This is a genomic window from Bacteroidia bacterium (genome assembly GCA_027493955.1).
Lineage (GTDB): Bacteria > Bacteroidota > Ignavibacteria > SZUA-365 > SZUA-365 > JAOSJT01.
This window is the reverse complement of the sequence record JAOSJT010000001.1, coordinates 4999626-5022835: the sequence shown is the minus strand read 5'-3', so window position 1 is coordinate 5022835 and position 23210 is coordinate 4999626. Positions and strand designations below refer to the sequence as shown.

17 protein-coding genes are annotated in these 23210 nt (G+C 58.1%); 11 read left to right on the top strand and 6 right to left on the bottom strand.

Annotated features, from left to right (window positions below; translation table 11 throughout):
- Positions 1-10: 10 nt before the first annotated feature.
- Both M5R41_18990 and M5R41_18985 read right to left on the bottom strand, forming a co-directional pair.
- The gene (locus M5R41_18990; protein ID MCZ7558479.1) at positions 11-1192 is read right to left on the bottom strand and encodes a hypothetical protein; all 1182 of its coding nucleotides are present in this window, start codon (positions 1190-1192) and stop codon (positions 11-13) included.
- 4 nt (positions 1193-1196) lie between these two features.
- A complete protein-coding gene (locus M5R41_18985) occupies positions 1197-1793 on the bottom strand; it encodes a DUF4255 domain-containing protein (protein MCZ7558478.1) in 597 nt (198 codons plus the stop codon).
- Positions 1794-1846: 53 nt separating this feature from the next.
- On the opposite strand from M5R41_18985, the gene M5R41_18980 reads away from it, so the two are divergent.
- The gene (locus tag M5R41_18980) at positions 1847-2110 is read left to right on the top strand and encodes a hypothetical protein (GenBank protein ID MCZ7558477.1); all 264 of its coding nucleotides are present in this window, start codon (positions 1847-1849) and stop codon (positions 2108-2110) included.
- Positions 2111-2174: 64 nt separating this feature from the next.
- Here the strand turns inward: M5R41_18980 and M5R41_18975 are convergent, their stop codons facing one another.
- On the bottom strand, positions 2175-3491 hold the full coding sequence (locus M5R41_18975; protein MCZ7558476.1) for a sigma-54 dependent transcriptional regulator: 1317 nt from the start codon (positions 3489-3491) through the stop codon (positions 2175-2177).
- A 703-nt stretch (positions 3492-4194) separates the two neighbouring features.
- Between M5R41_18975 and M5R41_18970 the strand changes: the two genes are divergently transcribed.
- The 6 genes from M5R41_18970 (at position 4195) to M5R41_18945 (ending at position 12825) form a co-directional block, all read left to right on the top strand.
- The gene (locus tag M5R41_18970; GenBank protein ID MCZ7558475.1) at positions 4195-5220 is read left to right on the top strand and encodes a type IV toxin-antitoxin system AbiEi family antitoxin; all 1026 of its coding nucleotides are present in this window, start codon (positions 4195-4197) and stop codon (positions 5218-5220) included.
- A gap of 33 nt (positions 5221-5253) precedes the next feature.
- On the top strand, positions 5254-5592 hold the full coding sequence (locus tag M5R41_18965) for a hypothetical protein (GenBank protein MCZ7558474.1): 339 nt from the start codon (positions 5254-5256) through the stop codon (positions 5590-5592).
- Between the two features lie 528 nt (positions 5593-6120).
- Positions 6121-7005, top strand: a complete 885-nt coding sequence (locus M5R41_18960) for an SDR family oxidoreductase (GenBank protein MCZ7558473.1) — start codon at positions 6121-6123, stop codon at positions 7003-7005.
- An 82-nt stretch (positions 7006-7087) separates the two neighbouring features.
- A complete protein-coding gene (locus M5R41_18955) occupies positions 7088-8236 on the top strand; it encodes an acyl-CoA dehydrogenase family protein (protein MCZ7558472.1) in 1149 nt (382 codons plus the stop codon).
- 228 nt (positions 8237-8464) lie between these two features.
- Positions 8465-9256, top strand: a complete 792-nt coding sequence (locus M5R41_18950) for a 1-acyl-sn-glycerol-3-phosphate acyltransferase (protein MCZ7558471.1) — start codon at positions 8465-8467, stop codon at positions 9254-9256.
- A gap of 80 nt (positions 9257-9336) precedes the next feature.
- Positions 9337-12825 (top strand): hypothetical protein, encoded by a 3489-nt coding sequence (locus M5R41_18945; protein MCZ7558470.1) that lies wholly within the window; start codon positions 9337-9339, stop codon positions 12823-12825.
- A gap of 41 nt (positions 12826-12866) precedes the next feature.
- On the opposite strand, the gene M5R41_18940 is transcribed toward M5R41_18945, so the two are convergent.
- Together M5R41_18940 and M5R41_18935 are read right to left on the bottom strand one after the other, a co-directional pair.
- Positions 12867-13460 carry an NAD(P)H-dependent oxidoreductase gene (locus M5R41_18940; protein ID MCZ7558469.1) on the bottom strand — a complete coding sequence of 198 codons (594 nt, stop codon included), beginning with the start codon at positions 13458-13460 and terminating at the stop codon, positions 12867-12869.
- Positions 13461-13539: 79 nt separating this feature from the next.
- Positions 13540-14040, bottom strand: coding sequence for a TlpA family protein disulfide reductase (locus M5R41_18935; GenBank protein MCZ7558468.1), 501 nt, complete (start codon positions 14038-14040; stop codon positions 13540-13542).
- 426 nt (positions 14041-14466) lie between these two features.
- Between M5R41_18935 and M5R41_18930 the strand changes: the two genes are divergently transcribed.
- The 4 genes from M5R41_18930 (at position 14467) to M5R41_18915 (ending at position 21884) form a co-directional block, all read left to right on the top strand.
- A complete protein-coding gene (locus M5R41_18930; GenBank protein MCZ7558467.1) occupies positions 14467-15432 on the top strand; it encodes a T9SS type A sorting domain-containing protein in 966 nt (321 codons plus the stop codon).
- A 308-nt stretch (positions 15433-15740) separates the two neighbouring features.
- Complete coding sequence (locus tag M5R41_18925) at positions 15741-18368, top strand: heparinase II/III family protein (protein ID MCZ7558466.1); 2628 nt, start codon at positions 15741-15743, stop codon at positions 18366-18368.
- 42 nt (positions 18369-18410) lie between these two features.
- Entirely contained in the window at positions 18411-20468 is a 2058-nt protein-coding gene (locus M5R41_18920; protein MCZ7558465.1) for a hypothetical protein, read from the top strand.
- A gap of 21 nt (positions 20469-20489) precedes the next feature.
- Positions 20490-21884, top strand: coding sequence for a DUF5723 family protein (locus M5R41_18915; protein MCZ7558464.1), 1395 nt, complete (start codon positions 20490-20492; stop codon positions 21882-21884).
- A gap of 235 nt (positions 21885-22119) precedes the next feature.
- Here the strand turns inward: M5R41_18915 and M5R41_18910 are convergent, their stop codons facing one another.
- Complete coding sequence (locus M5R41_18910; GenBank protein ID MCZ7558463.1) at positions 22120-23043, bottom strand: alpha/beta hydrolase; 924 nt, start codon at positions 23041-23043, stop codon at positions 22120-22122.
- Positions 23044-23210 lie beyond the last annotated feature (167 nt).

Below are 23210 nucleotides of genomic sequence, written 5' to 3'. Positions count from 1 at the left end.
CACACCGTTGTTAATAGTTTAAAATGACGTGATTCACTACGTATGTCGTACCGCTCTGCTCTACCAGCGCACTGTTTCCCGGGCCGGGTACGGAGGCCAGCGGGATGTCGATTTTCTTGGCGGGATCCAGCGGATTGCTGTCGTTGTACTCCACCGTAATGCCCGTATATGCCTGTTCGCGCAAACGCTGCGGCAGCGTACTGCGGAATACGCGCGCTTCGACGGGGCTGAACTCTATCGTCGCCGAAGCGTCGAACACCCGCCGAACGCGGTCTGTCCGCGCGTTGTACTGCCACAGCACGCTCGCAGGGGCTATGCGGATGGCAAACACCGGACTCAGGAAGCTGCCGTCCGCGTGCAGCACGCGATGCGTCGCCGCTTCACCGCCGTCGATGTATACCCGCACGATGCCGAAGGCCTGCTGCCAGTCCGCTGCGCTTCGGTGATACAGCGTGTGTCCTGTGTCGTTCACCGTCACGCGGAACAACTCATCCGGCAGAGCGGCAAGCGATACGCTCTGACTTGCCACCGGCACGCTGTAGGGAAATACTTCCGCGCGCTTTTCGATATCGTATTGTCCGTTCGCGGCGTTGAAGCCGAGCACCCGCACAGAGACGACGTCTGAAGGCGGATCCACAGGCAGGACCATCGTATCACCCGCCACACGCACGCGTTGCGCGTCGTCGGCGTAGGCGAGCTGTCCGAGCTTTCTCCATTGCTGCGCATTATTGAGCGAACTCCCCGGCGCGAGATCCGCGAGAGCTTCATGGCAGTCGCCGGCACCGTCGCGGACGAAGCGCCCCAGACTGTATGCCTTGGTATTGTCGAAAAGTTCGTTGCGTGGCTGCAAGTACAGCCGTCCGTCTACGACGCCCGCATCGCGATTGGAAAACAGAAAGCGCTCCCCCGCCGCGGCGTTGAAGCGGAGTTGGCTCAGGGAAAAGAGGGACGCGTCCTCCGCATGGAGAAAAAACGTAAGCGCAGACCCTGCCGCGGGTGCGACACGCGGCGAGGTCCCGTCGTCAGTGCGCGCGATCACGAAGAGGCGGTTGCCGCTTTGTTTCGCGAGCGTACCGCAACCCGCAAGTACGGTGCGGGTTGCGCGATCGGGGACAATTGCGATGCGCCTCGCAGCGCCATCGGCGAAATAGTCATGCAGCAATTCGATGGTGAACAACTCGCGATACCGCATCCGGTCAGCCCTCCCCCCGGTTCATCGCACCGTCGTTCACGACAATTTCGCGCACGAGACCGCCACCCGCGAAGCGATCGCTGTCCACGATGCCCACCATGCGCACGCGGTACAGCACGGACGGAAAATATTTCCCGCCAAGGGTGCTCCAGAGATGATTGATCTGTTCGAAATTCAGCGTGAACAGATCCAGTATCAGGCGGTCAATGGACGCATCGAGGCGCGGATTCGTGGCGCTCGCAAACACGTTGCAGCCCTGAAAGCACTGCATGATCATCGCGACCGTCTGCAGCGAGAGTGTGTACGAGTTACTTGTGGCGGTGAAGAGAACGTAGAGATTGAGAGGAATTTCCGGATTCTGGTAGCGCACACCCTGGACGGTACGGAAGCTGTGTTCCGGACTTTTCGCGACACGGTCTTCCTCGATATTCACCAGCGTCATGAGCGCCCGGGCACTGCTGTCGTCGTTGCCGCCGCCTTCGCTGTCCGCGAAACGGGCAATATTACCCAGTGTCACCCACTTTTGGGTGGCCGGGCCGAAGCGCGCGTCGAAATACGCGTTCACTTCCCGCTCGATAAACTGCAGCGCTTTATCAATCACCCGCACCTCGTGAAAACACCTTGTTCGCGGATGCGGGGACATCCGTCGCGTACATGGCAATCCTTGTTTCGTGGCAATTCACTCGGGAAGATGCTGCAAATACGGTGCCAGTTTACGACGTGCTCCATTTACCCCGATTTGAGCAGGTATTGATGCCGGTTCCGGCGCACACGAAGCGATACCGGGGTGTTTCCCCCCGTTTCGCAGCAGAAAAATCCAATTTTGATTTTATTTTCAAAGTTCAGGTCGGGGCGTTTTCCCCCACCTGCCGCTCGCGATTCCCCGGTAAACGCCGCATCATGCGTAGTCTGAAATGAAAAACCCCGGCGTGAGGCCCGGGGTTCTCCGATGTTCGCAGATTCGCGATGTACGCGCGGCCGCTCATTTCCGAAACAGCGCCGCATCGAGGCCGCATTTGTTCAGCAGACTACGCAAGCTTTTCCTGTCCATACCCGCGATAGACGCCGCGGCGGTGAGATTACCACGCGTCTCGGCAAGGACGTCCCGGAGATAGCGGTATTCGGCATCGGCGCGGATTTCGCGCAGGGATTTCCGTGGCTGCGCTCCCGGCGCCGCGCTGCTCCGTCGCAGCCGCGAGGTCGCGAGAAACTCCTGCACCCGATTCTCCAGTTCGCGGACGTTCCCCGGCCAGGACTCGGCTTCCCAGTCACGAAGGACGCTCGCGTCTACCGTGTCGGTGTTGAGCGGCTCATGCTGGTGTTTCGCGAGGAAATACCGGACGAGCTGCGGGATGTCCGAGGCGCGCTCACGCAACGGCGGGACCATGATCGGTACGACACTGAGGCGATAGTAGAGATCTTCCCGAAATTGCCGTTGTCGCACGAGGTCGCGAAGGTCCACATTGCTCGCGGCGATGATACGAACATCCACCGTCTGAGATTTTGCCTGCCCCAGCGGTTTGATCTCACGTTCCTGCAGCAGACGGAGAAACTTTGCTTGCAGCGCGAGAGGGAGACATTCCACTTCATCCAGGAACAACGTGCCGCCATCCGCTTCCTGCACCAGGCCGTTACTGTGGCGTCCGCCATCCGTATAGGCGCCGCGGGCGTGTCCGAACAATTCGTTCTCGGCCAGAGATTCCGACAAGGCGGCACAATCCACGGTCACAAACGGACGTTGCGCACGGGGTCCGAGAGAGTGAATCGCCCGTGCAACCAATTCCTTCCCCGTACCTGTCTCCCCGAGAATAAGTACGGTGGATGCGGCGCCGGCCACATCCGGCAGTAATTCGACAAGTTCCTGCATTACCTTGCTTTTCCCGACCAACTGCCGTGCGCCCATCTCACCCAGCAGGCGGCGCTGGATTTCCGTGTATTCCTGGTTCGCCACGTACTCCCGCCAGAGTTCGTTCAGTGTTGATCGAAGCTCGATGCGACCGGCGGGTCTCGAGATGGTGCGGTCGGCCGGTACCAGAGCAGCGTGTCTGTTGGAAGCGTTCACAACCTGAACGAGCGAAACCGAAGGGGATGCACCGACCATGCGCACAAGGCGATACGCGGATTGCGCGGGAACCGTTTCCGTGTCGAGCACCAATACATCGGGTGGCGCATCCGCTTTGGCGCTCCAGTGTGTTTGCGCCTGTCCGGCGGTAAATATCTCACAGCCCGAACCACCACAGTGGTTGTAAAAGGGATCAACATCCCCTTCATCCCCCGCGACTATCCACATTCCGCTCATTCCATACTCACTTCCTCTATATGAAAAACCGTCCGGAAGGCACAGGCGTTGATCACGCGAACGATCACGCGATCCGAAAAAGGGACACACCGCCCTTCTTCCTGAAACGGTATCAGATTCACCATTTACGTGTTGAAGTACGGAGCATTCTACATAAATATTTTGTGGAAGTCAAGTGCAAATGAATTTTTAACGAAATAAAGCATTATTCATAAGGATTTTACGCCTCTTTCTATCGTGCACCACCTCGTACCTGCAAAAACGCGGATTGAATGCGGATTCGTGCGCAAATAGTTCGGAACCCCATCACTGCAGCTTTCCCGTGCTATCCCGATAATTCCTTCCTCCGCGAGGATCCGTGCTGCTGCGTGTTATCCGCATAGCGATTCCACACTACCAGGTAGAATGGCTGCCTCACGAAGACCTGCCTGTTCAGGCCACGCATCGGAAAAGTGATTTGGCCGGACTTCAGTACCAATATTGCCCAACCATCGCGATGGATTGCGCGAGAAATGTCAATACCGTCACTTCGAAACGCTGCGAAAGCTGATTCGTACATAACGCGGATGTTCATTTATTGTTCGTGTTCATTTTATTTGGACAACTGAGAGAATGCCCCCCTTGACATTCGTTCAATAAAATACTATGTTCAAATAAACTGAATGTTCATAATAATTGAACAGATCCACCGAACGGTGCAGCGATGACAGACAACAGAGAGACAATTGAAACCGCAGTGCAGGAAGCCACCGCAATTACGGGGATGGATCTTGCCGTGGCGGATGATGAGGCTGTCGACGGTACGACAACGACGGATACCGGGCTTCTGTTGAGGCACGGGGGCCGGAGGTACATGTACGTTGCCGAGACGAAGCGACTTGTGAATAAAAGCAATGCGCATTACATCGCCAGGGAAGTAAACGAGAACGCGCGGCGGAAAAAAACCGGAGTGCTGTTGATAACGGAATACCTGACCGACGACGTCGGCGCTATTCTGCGCGAGATGGATGTGCAGTACCTCGATACAGCCGGTAACGCATTCATCAAGGCAGGCGGCGTACATGTGCTGATCGAAGGGAAACGACGAAAGAAGCGGGAGCCGGATGACGAGGGGCCGCAGCCCTTTGGCTGGGCTGCTCTCAAGGTGCTGTTTGCATTGCTTTGCGCGAAGGAGCTTCGGAATGCTCCCTATCGCGACATCGCGAAAGCCGCGGGCGTGGCTCTCGGTACTGTGGCCGGCGTCATGACCAATCTTGAGAAGCAACAGTACCTTATCACCATCGGAGGCGATACACGCTTGCGGGATGAGCACGAACTCGTCAAGCTCTGGATCGCGGGCTACATCGAGAAACTGAGGCCCAAGCTCCTGCTTGGGCGCTACGACATCATCACACCTCTCAACCTCGAGGCCTTGCCGCAGGATACTCTGGCGGGTGCGGAAACCGCGGCGGCCCTTCTTCAGCGTTACCTCGTAGCCGGGAGGGAAACCCTCTATATCACCGGCGGGCAGAAGCCCCTGATTCAGCAACTCCATCTACGAAAAACTCCCGGGGGCAAGCTGGAATTGAGACAACGCTTCTGGAATTTCCATTATCCGGAACAAGAACTCGGAGTGACGCCTCCTCTCCTCATCTATGCCGATCTGGTCGCAGTCGGGGATCCCCGAACCATCGATGCCGCGGAAATGCTGTATGACAAATATCTCACACACTATTTCGGGAAAACTTGACGCCGGCGTCGTTGAATTGATCTCCGCTATCTTTTGACGCATTACGATGCGGGCAATATTGATCGCCTCTACTCTGAACAAGAGAAGCTCTTTTCGGACGAAGCAGCGGTATATCCCGAGGCTGTCGCACGACTACTCGGCAGGGATGCCGGTCGTCTGGCGAACGCCGACACGATGAACGTGGTGCTCGCAATACTGGAGAAAGAACTTGCAATTGACGGGGACCTGCACCTGCTCGGTGATATGCTGAGCGGATCTACGGAGCGCGCCGAGCACATGCTGTTTTTGATCGAAAATTTCCGTCAGGGACTTCTTGATACCCTGCGCGAAAACACGAATCCGCAAGCGTCGGAGAAAACCGCCGAAAATTGAGGCGCGGATACGCCGGACCGACAGCGAATCTGCACGGAGAATGTTTCGATGGGGTAAAGCAAATCGTTGTCGGTGAACTGCCCGGCGACCTTCCTTCCGCGAAAATCCGTACGAATCCGTGTGATCCGTGTACCGGTCCACGAAGATTGCTGCGTGGATACGCCGGATTGACAGCAGCTCTGCGCAGTGGATGTTTCGATGGTGGAAAACGCAACCTTGTCGGTGACTCCCGGCGACCTTCCTTCCGCGAAAATCCGTACGAATCCGTGTGATCCGTGTACCAGTCCACGAAGATTGCTGCGTGGATACGCCGGATTGACAGCAGCTCTGCGCAGTGGATGTTTCAATGGTGGAAAACGCAACCTTGTCGGTGACTCCCGGCGACCTTCCTTCTACGAAAATCCGTGCCAATCCGTGTGATCCGTGTACCGATGCCTTGCCCCGATTCATTTCCAAGGGATTTCCCATTTTCCCCAAAAAATGCTATTATTAAAGCTTTGAGTTATCCGAAACTTCAGTAAGACAGATATGACGAAAAAACCTGTAAATCAGTGGGCCCTGATCCTCGGCGTTTCCTCCGGCTTCGGCGCGGCGACGGCACGGGAGCTCGCGCGGCATGGGTACAACATCCTCGGCGTCCATCTCGACAGACAAGCCACCATGCCGGCGGTGAACCGCCTGCTGACCGATCTCCGCAATTTCGGCGTGCTGGCGGAATTCTACAACGTCAACGCCGCTGACGAGCACAAGCGCCACGAGGTGCTCGACGACTTCATTGACAAATACGCCGGCAGCGCGCGCGTGGAAATGAAGGTGCTGTTTCACTCCCTTGCCTTCGGCACCTTGCGTCCGCTCGTCGGCCGCGACGAAAGCGAGATGATAAAGAAAGCGCAGCTCGAGATGACCATTGACGTCATGGCCAACTCCCTGATTTACTGGACGCAGGACACGCTGCGGCGCAAGCTCCTCGGCCGCGGATCGCGCATTTTCACCATGACCAGCGACGGCGCGAATCTCAACCTCCCTTACTACGGCGCGGTTTCCGCAGCCAAGGCCGCACTGGAATCGTACATTCGTCAGCTCGCTCTCGAACTGGGTCCCTACGGCATCACCTGCAACGCGCTGCTTGCCGGCGTGACGGAAACGCCGGCGCTGGCGAAAATTCCCGGCGCAAAGAACATGCTCTATGCGGCCAGGGCCAAGAATCCCTTCGGTCGGGCGACACTGCCCGAGGATGTGGCAAAGGCCGTCATCGCCTTACTCGAACCCGGTACCAAGTTCATCAACGGCAACACCATCGGCGTGGACGGCGGCGAAAGCAAGATCAGCTATATCGGCCAGGTCACTCCCTATGAATACGCCGATCTTTCCTTGCTCGATGCAAGCGCCGAAGATCCGAAGGACCTGATTTAACAGCCGCATACCACCGTTTCGCTGGAGAAGCACACTCTGATTTTCAATACATAGAATTGTTCAACTCACACATCGGACACTTATGAACCTTTTCCAGTTTACCGAAGAGCAGAACATGCTGCGCGAAATGGTGCGCGAGTTCGTCAACGCCGAAATCAAACCCATCGCGGCCGCGATTGATGAGAACGAGGAAATTCCGCGCGACCTTATCACCAAAATCGGCGAACTCGGTCTGCTCGGCACCGTCTTCCCGGAAGAATACGGCGGCGGCGGTTTCGGCGAGGTCGGATACTGCATCGCCCAGGAGGAAGTCGGACGCGGCTGCCTTTCCACCGCCACGCTCATCGGAGCGCACATGTCCATCGGCACCAACGCCATTTATCTTGGCGGCACCGACGAGCTGAAGCAGAAGTATCTGCCGAAGCTCTGCTCCGGCGAGTGGATCGGCGCCTTCGGCCTCACTGAAGCCATGGCGGGTTCGGACAGTTTTAACGTGCGCACGCGCGCCGTGGACATGGGCGACCATTATCTGCTGAACGGTGAAAAACTGTGGATCACCAACGGCGGCATCGCGGACGTCATCTCCGTTTTCGCCCGCACCGAGCGCGGCGTGACGGCGCTCGCCGTCGAGACGGCCTGGGAGGGCTTCAGCGCGGGGCCGAAAGAAAAGAAAATGGGCATCCGCGGCAGTATGACCAATCCCATCAGTTTCAAAGATGTGCGCGTACCCAAGGAAAACCTCATCGGCCAGGACGGACGCGGTTTCCTCATCGCCATGAAAACGCTGGATGCCGGGCGCCTTGGTTTAGGCGCGTGCTGCGTGGGCGCGGCCAAGGAAATGATCGAGCTTTCCTCCAAGTACGCCAAGGAGCGCAAGCAGTTCGACGCACCGATCGCCAATTTCGAAGGAGTGCAGTTCATGCTCGCCGAAATGTGGACGCTGGTGTATGCCATGGAAAGCGTCGTCTATCGCACCGCAGCCGATTACGACGCCGGGAAGAAAATTTCCACACAGTCCGCCGCCGTCAAGTTGTTTTGCAGCGAAGGACTCGACAAGGTTGTGGATCTCGCCGTGCAAATCCATGGCGGCATGGGCTACTCGCGCGAATTGCCCGTGGAGCGTTTTTACCGCGACAGCCGCATCAACCGTATTTTCGAGGGAACGAGCGAAATTCAGAAACTCGTCATCTCGCACGACGTGCTGCGCCGCAACGGCATGTGGGCGCTGTAAGACCTTCGGTGCTGGAATCTTCAGACCGGGCCTGAGCGCCCGGTCTTTTTTTGTACTGAAGGGAGACGGCGGGCGCCGGTGCAACGCTATGGCATATAGCGATTTCGGTTCTGCTTTCTGATCGCCATTTTTTCCCGGCGGAAGTGCAATCCTGGCGTCGTGCGTGTGTATATTTGAGAATTCCATCGGCTCCGATACACACAAGAGAGCACAGAGCGCCCCCCGACCATGATAGCACAAAACACGATTATCGCCCTGCAGGACAGCTATACCACGCCCGTTGACCGCAAGCGCTCAATGCTTCCGCCGACAATGGCATTCTACACCCGTATGCTTGGCGTGGTGTTTAAAAGCGCGCACAGGGCCAAGCGCGGACGGTACGGCGACGCGGAGTGGGTCAATTCGAGCATTGACATCTTCAACGGACTGGAGGCGGCGGGGTGCAACTTCGATATCCGCGGGATGGGCGTGTTGTCGCGCCTGGCTGGTCCGGTGGTGTTCGTCGCAAATCACATGAGCACACTCGAGACCTTCGTACTCCCCTCGCTCATCAATCCGGTCTGCCCCTGCACCTTCGTCATCAAGCCGAGTCTGATGGACTATCCGGTGTTTGGCCATGTGATGCGTTCGAGGCATCCCATCGTGGTGTCGCGCGACAATCCGCGGCAGGATCTGGTAATGGTCATGGAGCAGGGCGCCGAGCGCATCAAAAACGGGACATCCGTCATCCTCTTTCCACAGACCACGCGCACACAACACTTCGATCACACGACCTTCAATTCCCTGGGTGTCAAGCTCGCGCGCTCCGCGGGCGTGCCGGTATTACCCATCGCCTTGAAAACCGATGCGTGGGACAACGGCAGACTGTTCAAGGACTTCGGACGCATTCGACCGCATCGGCGCGTGCATATACATTTCGGCGAGCAGCTGTCTGTGGAGGGCAACGGACGCGAGCAGCACGAGCGCGTCGTCGCCTTCGTGCAGCACCTGCTCGAACAGTGGCAAATGGAGACTTCGTGATGACGGATACGGGGGTGCATTGCTATCGGTGCCGATGCTGCCTACCTTGAAGTTTTGCCCGACAAACCAAGAAATCCACAGTGCGCGTTTCCTTCAGTATCACGGCATGTGCGCTTTACCTGCTCATCTGCGCCCCATCGACGCGGGCACAGGACGAAGCCCGGCTCTGGCGTGTCTACAGCGATACGCTTTCGCCCGGTCCCGGTGACACCCTGCGACTCGGCCGGGGTTTTATCCGACAGGAAGGATTCGAACTGACGATTGTTCCCGCACTGGCATACGACAGCGCGGCGGACATACGCCTGTATGCGACGGAGGGATTTCTTTTGCTCACGCCCGCGCTGCGTGAAAAGCTTGCTCTGGGTGATCACAGAATCGCTGTGCGGTACCGTGCGCTGCCTTTCCGCTTCGAACCGGTGTACCGCCGTCGCACCCTGTCAATGCGCGGAGCGGTGGCCGGTGACAGTGTGCGTATCGCGACACCCTCTCAGCCGTTGAGCATCGAGAGCATTTTCGGAACGGAGCTGAATAAAAGCGGCTACATAGGACGGGGATTCACTGTGGGCAGCGACCGCGATCTGAACATCAACAGCGGCTTCCGTCTTCAGCTTTCCGGGAAGCTGTCCGACGACATCACCGTGGTGGGCGCCCTGACCGACGAAAACACCCCGATCCAACCCGAGGGCAACACGCGCACGATACAGGAACTCGACAAGGTTTTCATCAAAATCAGCAGCCGCGATCTGGCCGCGACGCTGGGCGATTTCAACATCGGATACAGCGATACGGAATTCGGCCGCTACAATCGCAAGCTCGCCGGCGTGCTCGGGGAAGGGGCCTGGCGCGACGGCAACGCTTCCGCATCGTACGCATCGCTGAAAGGCAATTTCCACAGCCTGCAATTCAACGGCGTCGATGGCGTGCAGGGACCATACCGCCTGACCGCGGCGAACGGCAAGCAGCCGGTGCTCGTGCTCGCGGGAACCGAACGCGTGTACGTGGACGGCGTGGCCATGGTGCGCGGCGAGACCAATGATTACGTGATCGAGTACGCCAGCGGCGAGATCACGTTTACGCCGAAGCGTCTGATCACAAGCTACTCGCGCATTACCGTGGATTACGAATATGCCGAGCGCGAATACACGCGCTCCATGGTCACCGCATCGGCCGGAAGCAGCTTCTTCAACTCCCTCTTCAGCGTTGGTGCGCGTTTCATTCAGGAGAGCGACGATCCGGAGAATCCGGTGGATCAACCGCTGGACGATGCCGACCGCGCGATGATTGCCGCGGCGGGTGATGACGCAGCTCTCGCGACACGCGGTGGCGCGGTATGGGTGGGCTACGATTCCGCGCGCGGCATCGGACGAGGGCAGTACATCGCGCGCGATACGTTGATCGAAAGCGAGCTTCGCACCGTGTTCCGCTATGCACCCGGCGCGGACAGCGCCACCTGGGCGGTCACTTTCTCGTTCGTCGGGGCAGGCAGCGGCGACTATCGCCGCAGGGCTATCGGAGTGTTCGATTACGCCGGTCCAGGCGCGGGCGATTACACGCCCGGACGTCGCCTGCCGCTTCCGCGGCGGCACAGCCTGCTCAGCGTGCAGTCTCGTGTTTCACCGATGCGGGATATGAGCATTTCCGGAGAATTCGCTTCTTCATCGCTTGACCTCAACCGCTTGTCGGGTCTCGACGGCGATGACGACGGCGGCAGCGCCATGAATCTCGCCGCATCGTGGAAAGCAGCCAAAACACCGCTGGGACTGCTGGATGTGCGCGGACGCTACCGCGGCACAGGAGCGACTTTCGCTCCCATAGACCGCATCAACGACATCGAGTACAATCGAAAATGGGATATCAGCGCACAAGAACCTGCGCGCGAGGATTTGGGTGAAGCCGCCGCGGAACTGGCCGTGCTGGAGGGCGTTACCATCCGCGGTGGCTGGGGTATGCTGAAACAAGGATTGTTCCGCAGCCGCCGATTGGAAGGAGGTCTGCTCGTGACCGACGCGCGGAGAGACAGCTCGCGACCCGAGATCAACTATCGCATCGAGCACATCAGCAGCGACGACGGGACGGCGGGGACGCGGGGAAATTGGCTGCGACAGCTCGGAGAAGCGCGGTACACGGCAGGTTTCGCCACGCCGCGGTTGCGTGTGGAGAGTGAGCAACGCACGGTGAGCAGCGGATCTTCGGATTCCCTCCTGGGTCTGAGTCAATCGTTTTTGGACGTACGGCCCGGCGTGCTGTACACCGGAATCGCAGGTATGACGCTCAGCGCGGATGTCGGACTGCGCGTGGAGGACGTGCCGCTCGATGGCTCGCTGCAGCGTCGTTCAACCGATATCCTCCAGCAATACGGCTGGACCTTACAAAACTGGAACGATTTGTCCGCAAACGTGGCACTGACTATTCGCGACCGCATGTTCAGCGACGCCTTCGCACAGAGGGGTGAGCAGGACGTGCAGACCGTCCTCACCCGGGCGCAGTTGCGGTACGCGCCGTTCGGTGGCGGTATCACGACCGACGTGCTCTATGAAGTGGGCACGGAGCGGACCTCGCGACTCGAACGTGTCTATCTCAAGGTTCCGCTCGGTCAGGGTAATTACGTATATGCGGGAGATTTGAACGGAAACGGCATCGAGGATGAAAACGAATTCGAGCCGACGCGCTACGACGGCGAATACATTCTTGTGAACGTCCCGACCGATGAACTCTTCCCCGTCATAGACCTCAAGAGCAGCCTGCGCCTGCGTATACAACCCGAGCGCTTCATTGAAGCCGGCGGCGGATTACTCACCTCCACACTCCGCGCGCTTTCGGGCGAAACGCTGCTGCGTCTGGATGAAAAGAGCGAGGAAGAGAACACCTCCGATATCTACCTCTTACGCCTGTCGCACTTCCTCAACGACAGCAGTACGGTCCGCGGTTTTCAGAATATTCGTCAGGATCTCTTTCTTTTCGAGCGCTCCGCGGATTTCTCGCTGCGGCTGCGCTTCGACGAACGTCGCGGCTTCAGCAAGTACGCGCTCGCGAACGAGCGGAGTTACCGGCGGGAACGGGCCCTGCGCGTGAAAACGCAGCCGCTGCGGGAAATCGGCCTGCAAGCGGACATGACCTTGCTCAACGACGCGGTGCTTGCTTCGGAAGGCGGCAGCCGCGCGAGGGATATCACCTCTTCCGAACTGAGTGCGGACTTCAGTTATCGCCCCTGGGCGGATGTGGAAATCGGCTTCGTGCTCAGTACACGCAACGCGGCAGACAAGCTCCCTGTCGTGCCGGTTGACGCATCCATTCTTTCGCAAACGCTGCGCGGGATAGTCGCCTTCGAGGGACCAGGCCGTCTGCGCGTCGAGCTCGAACGCAACAGCGTGGAGTTTTCAACGGAGGTGGATCGCTTCCCGTACGAACTGACCGACGGACGGGCGGAGGGTGAGAGTTGGGTTCTGCGCGTGAATTTCGATTATCGCATCACCAGTTTCATGCAGGCGACGATGTCCTACATCGGTCGCAGTGAGGCCGAGCGCGACGCTATCCACTCTGCGCGGGCAGAGGTGAAGGCGTTTTTCTAGACCATTCCCTTCAAGTCTCTTGTTCTAACGCCGCGGCTTTGTCACAACTCCGCCGCCCATGGCGCGGCTTCCTGACGTACCAGCGCCTCAAGCGCATACTTCGGGCACACATAATCCTGCATGAAGCCAATCAGTGCGGCCGCAAGTCCCCGCAGCGCTTTCTCCGTAGCCGCGTCGGTGATGCGTCCTTCCACATCGAAAGCGCCGCGGACTCCGGCGACGGACACGGCGCCGGGTATCACGATGGCACCGGTATGGGCGCACACGCCACGGAGTTGCTCGATGGTTTTTATGGCGCCGATGCGTCCGGCGGCCACGCCGAGCAATGCGACAGGCTTCCCCGCCATAACCGAGGGGTAGCCGAGGTTCTCGATGATCAGTTTGGTCATGGCGCTGAAGCTGCCGTGATACTCGGGACTCGCGAGTACAACCGCGCCGGCTTCGGCGACGCGTTCACGCAGATGGCGCGCATCGGCGGTGTCGGGCTGTCCCGGGAAAGGCAGCGTGAGCTTGCGTGCGTCGATGTCGATGGTCTCTGCACCGAGCGCGCGGAGTTCGTCGGCGGTTACGGCCAAAGCGCGTGCGGTGTAATTGTCGGGTCTGCTTGATCCGGAAATACAGACAATGCTTTTCATACGGTCATTCTTCCTTGTTGTGCTGCAAGAAAGAACAAGTACGCGAAGCGCAGGGTTTCACCAGCCGACGAGAGTTTCGTCAGGAAGCGGCGATATGCTGACGGAGCAATTCCCGCGTCAATCTGTCGGGGTGGCCTGTCCAGCGTATCACGCCATCAGGACCGATAATGAAGGTTCGTGGGATGACGCGAACCCCGAAGTGGATGTGAGTGAGCGAATTCTCCGTGTCCACAAACACCGATGCCTTCATCGGCGTCTTCTCGAGGAAGCGTTTTGCCGTTATCGCTCTCTCGTTGGACACCGCGGCGAAAACCACCTTCTCATTCGCGAATTCCTCGGCGAGCGCGTTCAGATGCGGGATGGCTTTGATGCAGGGACCGCACCAGGTGGACCAGAACTCGAGAATGACCGTTTTGCCCTCGAACGGCTTTTCCCCCGCGAGAGAATCCTGCACCCAGGAGCCTATAGCGATCATTCGTACGGTGTCACCCGCAAGCAGCGTTTTCTGACTGAAAGACTGCTGCGGGAGGGTGCACAGAATCAGTACCGTCATGAGGAGCAGTATTCGGAAATTGCGCATGCTTCGATCAAACTGGTGAAATCACTTCGGTGGAGGCACAGGGCTCGGCCGCAATGCCGGAAACGCGGAATCCGTTTCATCATAATAATATGGCGCTTTCCAATCTCTTTCGCACGGCAGTTCCGCGTCCCCGTATCCCGCACGGAATTTCGACGCAATCCGGTGAGACGCGATACATCGGGATAAGATGATGGTGCACATTTCAGAAACGCAAGGAGCGGACGAGTGAGATCCATCAACACGCACCAGGAGAAAATGATTTTTTTTTCGAATGAAGGAATTTTTTGCAGTTTGAAGTGTCATCCCTGTGTAACGCGGATGCCGCGGATCTCCGGATGCTCTCTCCGCTCATCAGCGCGATAGTACGCCGTGATTCCATCGCCTGCGTCCGTTTCACTTCGCACTTGCAGCACTGAAGGACCAATCATGCGCTCAGCAGCAGTACTTCTCGCCTTCATCCTCCTCGGAACGATTTCGCACGCCCAGACCTTCGACCTGCTTGACAGTTTCAGCAGCGATAATACGTTCCTCTATACCAGGACGGGCATACCCTCGACCTTCATGGGTGGCGACACCAGCTCACAATTCACGGAATTCGACGGCCTTATCACGATAAACGGCGACGCACGGGAGGCGCCCGACGGAAAGGCGATTGTGCATGCTCTGACGATCACAAGGCGCGGCCTCGAAACAGTGCGAACATCGAGGCGCATCGTTTCGCAGCAATCCGTGACCGTCATCGAAGCCGACACGCTGTACGAATTCCTGGACGGAAGCGAAGGTTGCGGGTCGCGCCCTCTGCGCGGCTGGCTGTTTCCGGACACCACCTGGAATTCGCCACCCTGTCCCAATTTGCCCGACACGCTCCGGCTGTATCCGTACGGACGGTACTATCGCAGCTACACCCCGGGGCCGAGTGATTCTCTCGATATTGTGAATGGCGTGCTGCGCCTGCGGTCGCTACGGACAGATTGTCTGGATTACGCGCAACAACTGGAGTTCCGCATCGAGACTCATGGATTGGCGGAAATTCTCCGCTCCGAATTCAATTTTTTCGACTGGAGCAGCGAAGAACGATGGAGACGCACCGTAACGCCACGTGTGGAGGATGCGCCTCAGCACCCGTCTTCGATAACGCTCACTGTACATCCGAATCCCGCCCGGGAGCATCTTACGATTCGCATCGCGGCCGACCAGGGAGGTCCGTTTACCGTGCTGCTGCACGATATTCATGGACGAGCGCTGGCAACATTCCATGACAGCATGCACGAGATTATGGCGCCGGATGTCACCTTCAACCTGCGTTCTTTCAACAGCGGGATGTATTTCTGCACGGTGCGCACAGCCGCGGGCGCGAAAACAGTGCCTTTTGTGGTAATTTCCGGGCGGTAGTCGCCACGTCCCGGATTCCGTTACCGATCCGGTGACCTGGGATCCCGGCTGTTCCGAAAAGAAGCTGCGCCGTAGCACGACGCAGCACCTTTCGCCCGAGGTGGTTTTCTGCCCACCGTATTCCGATTTTCCTGCACCACCCCTCCCCGGGGCTCGCTTTGAGTCCCCACCGCACCGGTTTTCCCTGACAAAATTGTAAGCGGCGATTAAGTCTGCTGTAAGAATGGTGGGATAACTTGCATTGTGCATCCTGGGAATCCAATCGGACACCAGGCTGATCAACAGAGTGTGGTACGCTTTAAGGAACAATGAAGAATTTCTACGGCATATTCTGCCTCGTCGCAAGTCTCGTCTGCCTCACAAGGCCTGCCCTTTCGCAGGACGGCTCCGCATCCTCGTTCGAGACACCCGCATCGCTCAGGTCCGGCAGACCTCAGCAGGTGACAACCGCGATCGACTACATTTCGACCGACGAACTTGCGCGCACCCTGTATCGTACTCTGTTTACCACTGCCGGATCTGAGCCCACCTCCCCTACTGAAGCATCCCGCGTGGCCAAGGCCTGCGGTTTCGTGCTTCTGACCGGACTTGACACGACTCTCTCTCCGCTGACAGCGACGCAACAATCCTTGTTATCCACGCGCCTGCGTGATCTCCTGCTTGCCATCAATACGGAGGTCACGCCGGTCGTGGAGGATTTCCAATGGCGTGCTGTCGAGCTCATGCAATACAGCGCGGCATACGACTACTACCGGAGCATTCACGGTCCCGACCGCCTGATCGAGGCGCGGATCGCAGATTTTGCCGGCAATGCGTATACCCGCCTCGATCAACCGATTATCGTCAGAAATAACCTCTCCATCAAACTCGCTGCCGCACTCGGATACGCGGCGCTCGTGTTGCACGGTACCGATGAAGTACCGGATCCGATTGTCGAGACTCACTTTGGTCTCGCGTTCAATTGCATTGAAGAAACGATGTGGGGGTATCAGAGCGACAGCACCGGCATGTATGGCTACAGCGAAGGTCCCTACTACTTCCGCTATGCCATGATGAGCGCGCTGCCCTTTCTTCTCGCCCTCGACGCAGCAGCCGGCGAACAGGACCTGCGCCTTGGAGAGAGGATATACCCCAGTCTGCTGCGGCTCGAGCGTTGGCAGCGTCTGTTCGAGTGGATAGCGGCCATACGTATGCCCGACGGGACGCTCCCCGTGTTCGAAGACACCTATGCGGGGACCTGGTTTCCGGAGTTGCATATCCTGCCTGATTTGCGCGCGGGAAGCGCGCTTGCCGGCTGGTCAGAGTTCGATCGCACGGGGAGGCCTTTGCAACCTTCATCGCTTGCGGCGGAATTGACCCGGACATTTGATTTCAGGCCTGAATATCTGCTGAATATCAGCATGGCGAAAACGCGGTCCGCCACCGGGCTGCCTTCGGTGATCCTGCCTGATGCGGGATATGCCGCATTTCGCAGCGGCTGGGAAGCCCGCGACGTGTACTTTGGCCTGATCGGCAAACACGGTCGCGCGCGCACCCATCGTTCGCCCATGGGCAGCGGACACAAGCACGCAAATGAAACCGCCTTTCTGCTCAGCGCCAACGGCGAGCATCTTGCCATCGAGCCTGCCTATCACAGCAGCGCCATGCGCGACAGTCTCGTCTATGCGAAAAACCACAACGTGATACTGGTGGATGGCAGGGGTGCGGACAGCGTTTCCTACGGAAGTTTCCTGTTCGGCAGCGATGCGTACATCACCGACACCCTGAGCTGTCCGAGCGGCGGAATGCTTCGCATTTCGACAGCGTATCAGAATGCCTCGATCGAGCGCAGTGCGTACATGCTTGACGGACGTTTCGTGGTGCTGCGTGATGCGGCAGCGTCTCCATTGCAGCGCACGTACACGCATCAACTGCATGGCAACGGTCTGCGTGAGGACGGACGGTACACCTACGACGCGACGACGCGCACGGCACAATGGACAAGCGGTGCCATGCGCCTCAGCGCACGAGTCGAAGCCGTGAATGCGCTGCCGGTACAGCAGGACGCTTCCGAGCTTCATGCGCCCGGCTATAAATCCTTTGCGCGACACTCGGTGCTGCGCAGTTCGGTCGGCGCAGATCAGGCGGTATTTCACACCATTCTCCTGCCCCATCCCGTAAGCCAGGATGTACGCACCACCGAGATCAAGGCGGATCGCCATGCCAGTGTGCTTACCGCATCGGTGGACGGATGGGAATTACTGAGTGTCGTCGCTTCGACCGCGCAGATGTCGCGTGTGGCGCATCCGACGCTCGGACCTGTGTATGGCAACGGACGTGCATGGCAGTGCATCCTCGACCCCGCTGGCAGGCCGGCGTTTTGGATGCTTGACGAGGGCAGTGTGATCCAGCTCGCAAGCGGGCGGATCATGCTGTCCTCGCCCATGCCGCTTTCCGCATGTATTGCGACAGCGGACGATCACATGGCACTTTCGGTGCGGAATGTCACCGCGCGTGAACTTCGTGTCCGCGTCCCTTTCGTGCCACGGAGTGTCGAGGGCAGCGGTGTGGCGTCCTGGAGTGTGAACGGACCGCTTCTCCACCTCTATCTCAACGACGATGACAGCGATGTGCGCATTGCATTCAGCAGCAGCCCCACCGCCGTCGAGGCAGCATCGTCTTCCGTGCTTCCGTGCTTGTCTGCACCCTGGCCGAATCCTGCGAATGCACGGAAGGGCGGCGCCGTCACGGTACAGCTCGGCCTTGCCGCGAGCGGACAAGCACTCCTTACACTTGTTGACCGACTCGGGCGGACGGTACGAAGTATCCCCGTGGACAATTCGGGCCCCGCTTTACAGGATGTGCGCATTGAGATTGCCGGCATGAGCGCCGGTCTGTATTTCCTCCGACTGGAAACGTCCGTCGGTGTATTTCATCAACGATTACTTGTGCAATAAGATCAGATCTGCGATGTCGAGGCTACGCAGAATGGAGGCCCTATGATACATCATGCGATACATCAGCACAGCCGCGGAGGGAGGCCGCCCGTGGCGCTCGCGCTCGCGTTTACCGCGCTTGTTCTTGCGGCTGTCCTGATCGGTGGATGCTCCGAACCCCTTGCGCCCATGCTTCCCGAGTGGGATGTTGACGCCAATCTGCCACTGATCAATCAGACCTACACCATGTCCGATTTGCTCAGCGATGACGAGATGCTGCGCATCACCCAGAACGGCGATAACGTGCTTGTGGTGACGCAGCGGCATCCTCTGCGCGCGTTCAGTCTCGCAGATCATCTGCGCATCGACGACAGGCAGTTCCGCAGGGCCGAGCACCTCGATGTGCTTCGCTTCGACATTCCGGACTATATGGATCAGGCGCTGGACATATTCACATTGTTCCCGAATCTGCCGCGGGGTATGCAGAGCGTTCCTTCCATGCGTAACGAACTCGGCCTCGGCGTGGACATAGACGCGCGAAGTTACTTTGAGGAGATGACGTTCTCGAAAGGTAATCTGGCGCTTGTTTTCGCAAACAAGTCCCCGGTTCCTCTGCGTCTCGAACAAATCCGCTTGCTTAACGCACAGGGCGGCAGTATCGCAAGCAGTTCCTACAGCGGACTTGTTCAGCCTGGCGCCACGGTCAGTCTCCCCGCCATTTCCCTGGCCGGACTGACGCTCACGAGCCGCATGCGGCTCGGTTTCGATGTGTCCACACCCGGCAGCGGCGGCGCTCAAGTGGATGTGAACAGTTCCCAATATCTCGGAATCAAAGGTGCGATCACCGACTCCGACATCCTTTCCGTCAAGGGCTATGTGCCCTCGCAGGAAGTGCTGCTCTCGGAGCAGATCGATATCGCGGGTAGTACCGGCATGCGTGTCAAAAGCGGGACGGTGCGTGGTGGAGCCGTAAGTTTTACCATCAGTAATCACTTCAATCTTGCCGCGGACATCGCGGTGACGCTGCAGGGTGCGAGCAAAGACGGTCGGCCGCTCAGCGCAACGTCCTCCGTCGCCGCCAAGGGCAGCGCGACGATCACAATTGATCTCACCGACGCTCTGTTGACACCGCTCAACGAAACCACATTGACCTATGACGCGCGTGTGCTCACCGAGGATGCCAGCGCAAAAGCGGTGCTGGTGAAACGGAACGACAGCGTATCCGTCACCGCAGCGGTGAAAAATGTGACCTTCGCCGAAATGACCGGCCGCCTCTCACCGAAAACGCTGCATATACGGAAAATGCAGCGCTCCGATTTCGGTGTGGACAAGAGCATCGCCGGGGCGATAACCCTGTCCGAAGCACGCATGTGGGCGACGCTGCAGAACCAGGCGCAACTCCCTGTTGGTATCGACAGGGCCAATGTGCTCGGGAAACGCATCGGCGGCAAGAGCTCGCTCCTCGAGGTGAACGCCGTCGGCATTGCGCCGCACTCGCAGACACTCGTACGATTCGACGATGGTCAGGTGGTTACGTTCCTGAATTCCTTCTCACCTGAACTCCCCGACAGCCTCGGCTTGGAGGGAACGTTCACCCTCAATCCCGACGGACAGTACGGTAGCGCCTCCGCTGCGGACTCCGTCACCGGTGATTTGTTCGTTGAGTTTCCACTGCGTTTCACGCAGGTGAGCGGAAGCGTCACCGACACAGTGGAAATGTTCATCGACGAGGACAGTCGGAAAAAACTCGCAGAGGTGAACGAGGGGCTCTTGATGTTCGACGTCGAGAATCACCTCCCGACCAGCGTCACCATCGAGCCCGAATTTCTGGACAGCCGCTACAAACTGTTGCTCGCTCCGGTGAGCACCGACGGCTCCGCGCTCATGGCGAAAGCCGCAGTTATCGGCGCGGACGGTTTCGCCTCGAAAGCCGTGGTCGAGAAGGTACAAATGCGTTTTACGGGAGAGGATTTCACGACCATCGCGAAGGCGGCATTCATCCGTTTCAAAATATCCTTCAACGCCGATCAGAGCGGCGCCTCCGCATTCCGCAGCAGCGACTATGTACGTGTGCGGGGATATGCGCGTCTGAATATCAGCACCGCAATCACCGGCAAGTAGAATCAGACACGGATGGAACGCATGACAGCAACACGACACATCTTTTTCTGCATTCTCGGCACTGCGCTGCTGCTGATGCTGGCCTGGACCAGCGTGGGGCAGACCATCGGCACAAGTGCGCGCATCACGGGTATGGGCAACAGCAGCGCGGCCTTGGTTCGTGGCCTCGATGCCCTGAACGTCAATCCCGCGCAGATCGTCCCGAGCGATGGCGTCACCGTCTCCTTCGGTGTGCTGCCCTTCGCGGCACAAGCGAGCATGGATTTCATGTCGTATGAACTGTACAACAAGTACTTCACCGGCACGGAAATCGGTTACCGGAAGCGAACGCCGACGTATCTCACCACAGAGGATAAAAACACCATCCTTTCCTCCTTTCAGGGGGACGTGGGGAATTTCACCCATGACATCCGTTATACCATCTTCAACGCCATGGTCTCGACGCCGCTGTTCACCGTCGCGTTCGGTGTGACCGAGCGCACAGGCAGCAATGTCGCACTCCCGAAGGATTACGCGGAATTCATGTTCTTCGGCAATCCTCCCGGTAAGACCTTCGATTTCGGCGAAACCCGGGTATCGTCGGCGTGGACGCGCGATTACAGTCTGACCGTCGGTCGGGAACTGCTGAACATTCGCGGAATGCAGCTTCTGGGCGGAGTGAGCGTGAAAATGGTGCAAGGCCTCGCGTACTTCGAAGTGGAGCGCTTCAATTCGCATTTCACCACCGATCCGGACAATTACGAAGTGCGCGGTCATGCGGACATGGTGGCGCGATACACCGGCAGCAAGGACTGGTTCACCCAGAACAACGGTTTCCATTACGAGCTCATGCCGACCCCTGTCGGTAGCGGCTTCGGTATAGACATCGGCGCGCATCTGAAGCTCAACCGCCTCTTCCGCGCATCGCTGAGTCTGACGGATCTTGGGTCCGTGAGCTGGAACAGCGGAGCGAAAGAAATCGTGGCCAGCGAAGATTTCGCGATCTCCGATCTGAGCACGAATGAGCAAATCGAGGAAATCAAGCAACGTCTCAATGGAACGGAAAAAGAGATTTCAGCTTTTTCATCCCCTCTCCCGGCGGCCATGATTCTCGCCGGTGTTGTCACCATCCCCAATGTACCGAAGAAGAACAGCGATTGGCACTTCACCTTCGCGTACAGGCAGGGCTTCAATGATGTCGCGGGCAACTCCACCAGCCCGCAATTCGGTCTCGGTACGGAGATCGAACTTCTCTACAACGTCGCATTCCGTTTCGGTGTCAACGCGGGCGGCATCCGTCCCTTCACCTTCGGTGCCGGTGTCGGTTTCATCGCCGACAATTTCAAACTGGATATCGGAACGTTGGACATTACTCCGCATTTGACGGAACGGTTTTCGGCGGCCGCAGTGGGCATCAGTTCCCACTGGGACATATAGGAATTCCGCGTCCCGCGGAATATCAACCTCCTTCCCTTCCTCGACTTCCGGAGCATGACCGCTACATGTTTCGGGACGCACATGCAAACCTCACGGTTTGCATGTTGCGTTTTGGCATGCCTATGCGGATGGACACGGGTGTTCAACGGTATGCTTCGTAACTGCAGCGCACAACAACTCGTGTTCCGGTGACAGCGTCGCGATAGCGCGAAGGACCTCCCTGACGTGCGCTACTTCATTTCAATTGCAATTGTGTTCGTATGTATGCAACGATTTCGGACATCGCCTCAGTAGCTTCAGGAAACATCGGCGCCAGGAGTGGATAGCAATGGATCATGCCTTCGCCCGCGGTAAACTGTACATCAACCCCTGCATCCTTCGCCTTTCTGGAAAATTTCTCGGCGTCCTCGAACAACTCGTCATCAACGGCTGCATTAATCAGGATGGGTGGCAAACCGTGTAAATCACCGAACAAGGGTGATATGAAGGGATTGCGGGCATCATTTTCACCGATGTAGTGGCTGCTGAATACCGTCCAGGACTCCGTCGGTGCCGGAGAGACCCTTCCCTTCGTTTTATAGGAATCACTGGAGCAGGTGAGGTCCGTCCATGGCGAGATTGCTACAGCCGCAACGGGTAAAGGCTGATTGTTCTGCTTCAGCGCCAGCAAGGTTGCCAGGCACAGTCCGCCGCCCGCGGATTCGCCTGCGAACAGTATGTTGCCTGCCGGGTATCCATTCGACAGAAGCCATGCATACAGCGATAGTGCGTCTTCCATCGCCGCCGGATAGGGATTCTCGGGGGCCAGTCTGTAATCAAACAGCAGCACCGGTACTCCGCAGTACTTCGCAAATTTCGATACTATTCCTCTGTGGTCAGCACATGAACCGGAAACGTACCCTCCCCCGTGAAAATAGAGAATAACCTTTTCAGCCGGGGAATGTTGTGGAATAAGCCATTCGGCACGTATCTCCTGAATGGTTCGCGCCTGTATTATCACGCCCTTTGCGGGGCCACCGAATCGTTTTGCCCCTTTCTCGCACCGATCCCGAAAGGCAGGGATGGATGTGTTGAAATCAAAGATCTCCTTCCGAAGTTTCCCCCGAAAAAAGTGTCCGTTTCGTATTACGAAATTGAACAGTGTGCTCCTGATGCTCATGACAATCGCATGTACGATATTCGATGGATATTGTGGCCTGGTTTATCTCCGCTCCATGTGCTCCAGCATCTTTCCCTCGCGTCCATTCCGTTCTGCCGGCATTGATTCCGAGTAGTGAAAAACTGAGACAGCTCCGTGAGCAAGCCCCTCCAGGAAGGACCGTCGAC